Source organism: bacterium, from assembly GCA_041648665.1.
Taxonomy (GTDB): Bacteria; UBA10199; UBA10199; order 2-02-FULL-44-16; family JAAZCA01; genus JAFGMW01.
Window position 1 is genome coordinate 1 of record JBAZOP010000140.1, and the last position, 5,291, is coordinate 5,291.

A 5,291-nucleotide genomic window follows, 5' to 3' on the forward strand; every position below is an offset into this window, starting at 1 on the left:
TCTTCAGCTTGAGTAGTTCGACCCAGATCAACCGTGCAGCCTCTTGTGGGGACGCTCCGACCATCGACAGGGGGACGGTGATAAAGGTGTTGCCGCCGACGTTCTTGCCGAGCGGGATTACAGCTTCCGGACCGCGCTCTCCGATCATTGCCAGAGTCGGCCGCATGGCGATCCCACCGCTGCCGAGCAGGGGAATGTTCGGGAGGGCCGCACCGCCCCAACCGAAGTTGATGTCCGGCACGGGGGACGGCATGTTGATCTTGATGTTGAAGCCGGGTATGCGAGCGGCGTTCCACGCCCGGATCACTGTATTGATCGGCCCCTTGATCGCGTTCTTAATCCTGCCCGCTACGGCCGTGATCCCCCTTACTAGGCCGTCAACGATGGACTTTCCAGCTTCAACCAGCCAGCTCGCAGCTCCGATGAAGAACCCTTTAACCTTGGCGGGCATTTCACCGAACCAACTCTCGACAGCGCTCCAGCCGCCGCCAGTAATCCCCTTGATGCCCCCCAGCAGCCCGGAGATGACGCTCTTTCCCTTCTCGACCAACCAGTCCGCGGCGCCAGTGAAGAACCCCGTAACGGCTGACTTCCGATTACCGAACCAGGTTTTCACGGATTCCCACGCCCCCTTGATGCCGCTCACCGCATCGCCGAGTAAGCCGTAGATCAGATCCCACCCCTTTGGCGCCAACCAGGAAAGCCCGCCGGTGAAGAATGCGAGGATGATCTCCTTGCGATTTCCGAACCAGGTAGCCACCGTGCCCCATGCCCCGACAGCACCGTCGTAAAGGCCGGTGATGATGTTCGTTCCAGCCTCGACGGCCTTGGTCAGGCCGGAGCCGACAGCCGTAATAAGCTTCCCGATTCCCTCTGCGACCACAGCGACCACTTCGGAGACGCCGGCCAACACATTGGATAGCGCGGCTAGGATAGGAATGAGTATCCGAAGCGCTACGGGTAGAACCTTCTGAAACACGAAGGCCAGGATCGGGAGAATGACCTTCGCGAGATTCTGAATGACCGCCCCTAGGTTCTTGACAATCTCCCTGATTTGGGGCCCGTTATCCTTCATGACCCTGCCGAGCGCGCGCATCGTGGCCGCACCGATCTTGGAGAGCTTGTCGAAGATGGGCTGCAGCGCCTTGATGTACCCACCCATCGCGACTAGCACCTCGCGAATACCGGGCCAGGCATCCTTGAATGCTGCGGTCATCCGGGTGACGGCCGGGCCGATAGCCTCAGTGATTCGCTTCGAGAACTTCTCAATGGCTGGCAGCCCCTTCGACATGGCCGCGTTGGCGAAATCAGTGAGGGCCGGGGCCGCCTTGCCAACAACCGTCCCGGCTAGGTTCTTCATCGACTCCTTGAGGATGTTGAGCTTGCCTGGAAGGGTCTGACCGGCCGCCTTTGCCGAGCCGCCGAACTCGGCGTTCAACTCTTTGAGGATGATCTTCTGGGCGCCCATAATGTCGCCCGACTCGACCATCGACGTGATCATCGCCTTTTGCCCTGCGGTGAACTGGACGCCCTTGCGCCCGAGCGCGGTCATGCCCTTGATCGGGTCGTTGAGGGCCTTGCCGAGCGCGATGGCGTTCTTCTTGGGGTCGCCTCCAAGCGCGACTGACATATCCATCAAGACCTTCGTGGCCTGATCGAAGATGTCGTTGCCTCTACCCGCCTCGTTGTGGATACGGCGGAATGTCAGCAGCATGTTCTCGCCAGCCTGAATCGCCTCGTCATCAACGCCCGAGAGCCTCATCAGTGACTCGGCGAGCTTGTTGACGTGGCCCTTCGTGACGTTCGCCACGCCGCCCGTCGACTTGATGACGGCGTTTGTCTGAGCCCCAACCTTCGCCTGCTCGGAGAACTCGCCCCAACCGATTTTGGCCGCTATGCCAAGTCCGACCAGCGCCGCCCCAGCGGCAGCCGCTCCTACGACAAGCGCTTTGTGAAAGGAATTCGAGCCCTTCCCGGCCGACCTCAGGGCACGGTTCAGCGATGAAGCATCACCGATGATCTCGACTTTGACCTTGTTAGCCATCGGCGTTCTTCTTCGTGAACTCGTACATCCCGAAGAACTGGTGTAGGTAGAGCCCGCTCATGTCTTCCGGTTTCAAGTGGAACCAGTGACCGATCCAGGGAGCCCAGGCGAGGGCGGGGTCGCTTCCGACTCTGACTCCGGCGATTTCGGCGCACTGTCCAACGAGGAGGGCGAGGCTTTCTCCTCGCCCGCTGCCGGGGGGTCTTCCTCATCCTCCCCCGCGATCTCCTCAACCGCTTCGATCTGGAGCGTGTTGATGAACTTCTCCACGCGCTCCCGCGTCCAGGTCTGGTTGGCCTGCCAAACAGCAGCGGCAATGAGCCCGAGGACAACGAGGGGATCGAACTCTCGATCCTCTGCTGGTAGTTCCTGCTCGTTCTGCATCTGATCTAGCCGCTCGGCGAACTCAGAGAACTTGAGCCCGGTCAACCGCTCGATCAGTACCGTCTCTACCCACCTGAACCCGGAGGGCACGGGGAAGATCCGCTCCCCGATCTTGAAGCCTGCTTGTGCCGTCACATCGTCACCTCCTAGTGGAAACCGCCGTCTTGCATTGCCTCGTCCAGAATCCGCTCGAATACGCGGATGACCTCCGCCTGTTCGGCGTCCAGAGCCGGTACAAGCCCCTCGCGCATCTGGAGCGAGCCCCAATCGGGGCGAAGCCCCGTTACCTTCCGTAGCCGCTGCTCGACTGAGACCGATCCGCTTCGACGTACTGAGATCCCGAACCTGGAGGCCGTCCGTGTCGAGTAGCGAGAGAAGAGGCTTTCGGCCTTCCGGCGTACCGGCTCAGCCGCTGAACGCAGCTTCGTCCGCAGCGCCTTCTTGACCGACTTCTCAGAGGCATCGCAAGCGCGTATGAGCTCCCGCAGCCCCTGGACTCGAACGGTCTCCTTTGCCACGATTACGTGATGTCGCGCGAGACCACTGAGTTGATGACGAAGTCCTGCTTGACCGGCAGCAGGTCGCCGACCTTGCCCGAGAGCGGAACGTAGTCGCCGATCACGGCGTCGAACACCCAGGCCGGGTTAGTCGCGGAGTTGGTACCGCTGGCCGGGGCAACCTTCAGCTCGAACTCGGTGTCGGCCGCCCAGAGCGCGTACAGGGTGGCATCGACCTTCGCAGCCTCGAAGCTCTGCCGGAAGGTGATGCTGGCTTTGTTCTGCTCGAGGCCGGGGGTGTAGTGAAGTGCATTGTCGCCCGAACTGGTGTCGTCGAGCATGGCTTTGGAGAGGGTGATCTCTGCTTCTTGAACCGTGTCCGACAGGTCGACGTTGTTGACCAAGACCTGCGGAGTCTTTATTACGAATGATGCTGTCCTAGGCATCTGTCCTCTTCTCTTTCTCCGGCCTTGGCGCCGGCTTGTTCACACGTAGGGGCTTGGGGGGCTTCCGAGCTGCGGGAAGCGAGACGAATGCGAGCTCGATATGGCCCGCGGCAACGAGCGCAGCTATCCGCTCCGGAGTCGAATGAATCTCGAAAGGCGGGTCGCCGCGCACGTGTCCATGCACGCGGCAGCTGCCGATCACTCGGTAGGTGTCCAAAGTGGGGATTCCTCTCTAGGTGTCTAGGTTGGGGGTGCTCAGCTCAACGGTCCACTGGACGATCAGCGTCTCTTGAGCGTCGTAGCGGTAGCCCGAGCACTTGGTGACGTTGACCTGCCACTCGCCGTCGCCGATTGCCAGCGTGTCGGACTCCAGCGCCTTCCGGATCGAGAACGTGCCGTTGCCCATCAGAGCGTCGGCGTTCTCTTGCGCGCTGCGCTCGCTGACCGATCCCAGCCGAGCCTCGATGATGAACTGGCGCGTATCGGTTCCGACTGACTCGTTGAACTCGATCTCGTCGGGATAGACCCAGATCGCCGGCAGCGGAGCGCCGGGGTTGACGTAGGAGAACACCCCATAGCCGGTGAGCGCAGCCAGGTTCGCCGCGAGCCCGTCGCGGATGTCGGTTACTAGCTCGGTCATCCGAGGTAGGTCTTTTTGATGAAGGGATCGAGCAGCGCCATGATGTGCGGGTCAGACCGACCGATGCGAGCTACTTGGTTGATCTCGATACCGGGCAGGCTGACGAAGCCGTAAACCGCCGAGTCTTTCGTGCGCTTGAGCAGCTGGGCCGCGAGGATCTGGCAGGCTTGCTCGACCTCGTAGGGGGTGGTTGTCCAGCCGAAGCGTCCCGTTACTTCGACCGAGCGTGGGTAGCCCGCCGGTAGCGCGTAGCTGCCGTTCGGGTGAATCCTGACCCGCTCCCAGGGGCGCGACTCTTCGACTGCGTTGAGCGGCTCGAGGACGAAATCGGTGTTGACGGTCAGCGTGGTCTCGAAGGTGCTGTTGCCGTCCGTATCCAGCTTGAGCGATGTCAGCGTGACGAGATCGTGGATCTCGAGCTGCAATCGCGAGGAGGGTGAGTAGTAGAACACCTCATCGTTCGAGGCGTCGTGGAGGTAGAAGTAACGGTGCGTCAGGTTGTCGATCGCACGCGAGGCCGCGGTGATTGCCAGGTCGATGTCCTCGTCCGCATAGGTGGACGTGCTCTGGATGCCGAGCGAGGACTTGAGCTTGGCTTGGGTGGTGTAGTCGCTCATTACTTCCTCTTCGGGGGCTTGCGCCTGGGCACGCCGGGAGTAGCGCTGGCGTCTTCAAAGACGGGCGCAGGCTTCGGTACGCCGCGAGGCACGCCCGGCTCGGCGCTGGCGTCCTCAACGTCGGGATACTCGACCTCGACCAGCTTGAAGATGTGCTCGCGGCCCTTGAGCACGGGATCGCCCTCGAAGACTCGCGTGACGCCCTCACTAAAGACACCAGGAAAGCCCTCGGCAAAAAACGTGGTTGTCGGGACGTAGACCTTTCGGGGCATGGTTCCTCCTATGCTTCCGCTGCTCGCGTGTTGCCCACGACGAGGCGTAGTTGTGTGTGGCCCGCGAGCCACCGCTTACAATTGGGTATATACAGTTCCATTGGTCTATATCTTAGTGCTGCCTGCGGATGTAAAGGAGTGGGGCCGAAGCCCCACTCCTTAGCGTTACTACTAGGTGGTCGCCACCTTCAGAACGCGGAAAGCGTTGGCAGTAGCTACCTTGGCCGAGTTGCGCCAATAGCAGTACAGACCACGCTGGCCGGTCGGATAGTTGGCGGTGCCGCCCACGAGATGCGGGATCAGCTCGACGTTCATGCCGACCTTATCCAGGATCACGTAGTTGCGGAAGTCGCCGATGATCATGATCTCCTCAGCGCCCGTCGTAGTGAGT

The 5,291-nt window shown here is 61.3% G+C and carries 9 protein-coding genes; all 9 read right to left on the reverse strand.

Annotated features, from left to right (window positions below):
• The coding region (locus tag WC683_19245) for a hypothetical protein (GenBank protein MFA4974744.1) at positions 1 to 2,044 on the reverse strand (2,044 nt) is incomplete at its 3' end.
• Positions 2,045 to 2,116: 72 nt separating this feature from the next.
• Positions 2,117 to 2,563, reverse strand: coding sequence for a hypothetical protein (locus WC683_19250; protein ID MFA4974745.1), 447 nt, complete (start codon positions 2,561 to 2,563; stop codon positions 2,117 to 2,119).
• An 11-nt stretch (positions 2,564 to 2,574) separates the two neighbouring features.
• Positions 2,575 to 2,946, reverse strand: coding sequence for a hypothetical protein (locus WC683_19255; GenBank protein ID MFA4974746.1), 372 nt, complete (start codon positions 2,944 to 2,946; stop codon positions 2,575 to 2,577).
• 2 nt (positions 2,947 to 2,948) lie between these two features.
• Positions 2,949 to 3,371, reverse strand: coding sequence for a hypothetical protein (locus WC683_19260; protein MFA4974747.1), 423 nt, complete (start codon positions 3,369 to 3,371; stop codon positions 2,949 to 2,951).
• Positions 3,364 to 3,588 (reverse strand): hypothetical protein, encoded by a 225-nt coding sequence (locus tag WC683_19265; GenBank protein ID MFA4974748.1) that lies wholly within the window; start codon positions 3,586 to 3,588, stop codon positions 3,364 to 3,366. The genes WC683_19260 and WC683_19265 overlap by 8 nt, the downstream gene beginning before the upstream one ends.
• Positions 3,589 to 3,603: 15 nt before the next feature.
• On the reverse strand, positions 3,604 to 4,011 hold the full coding sequence (locus WC683_19270) for a hypothetical protein (GenBank protein ID MFA4974749.1): 408 nt from the start codon (positions 4,009 to 4,011) through the stop codon (positions 3,604 to 3,606).
• Positions 4,008 to 4,628 carry a hypothetical protein gene (locus WC683_19275; GenBank protein ID MFA4974750.1) on the reverse strand — a complete coding sequence of 207 codons (621 nt, stop codon included), beginning with the start codon at positions 4,626 to 4,628 and terminating at the stop codon, positions 4,008 to 4,010. The genes WC683_19270 and WC683_19275 overlap by 4 nt, the downstream gene beginning before the upstream one ends.
• Positions 4,628 to 4,900: a hypothetical protein gene (locus WC683_19280; protein ID MFA4974751.1), complete on the reverse strand. Its 273-nt coding sequence runs from the start codon at positions 4,898 to 4,900 to the stop codon at positions 4,628 to 4,630. The genes WC683_19275 and WC683_19280 overlap by 1 nt, the downstream gene beginning before the upstream one ends.
• Positions 4,901 to 5,071: 171 nt before the next feature.
• Positions 5,072 to 5,291 (reverse strand): phage major capsid protein (locus WC683_19285; protein ID MFA4974752.1); only part of this gene is annotated, 220 nt, incomplete at its 5' end.

Excerpts from the sequence above, each read along its gene's own strand:
- WC683_19260 (MFA4974747.1), bottom strand. The coding sequence starts at position 3,371 with ATGCCTAGGACAGCATCATTCGTAATAAAGACTCCGCAGGTCTTGGTC.
- WC683_19270 (MFA4974749.1), bottom strand. The coding sequence starts at position 4,011 with ATGACCGAGCTAGTAACCGACATCCGCGACGGGCTCGCGGCGAACCTG.
- WC683_19275 (MFA4974750.1), bottom strand. The coding sequence starts at position 4,628 with ATGAGCGACTACACCACCCAAGCCAAGCTCAAGTCCTCGCTCGGCATC.
- WC683_19280 (MFA4974751.1), bottom strand. The coding sequence starts at position 4,900 with ATGCCCCGAAAGGTCTACGTCCCGACAACCACGTTTTTTGCCGAGGGC.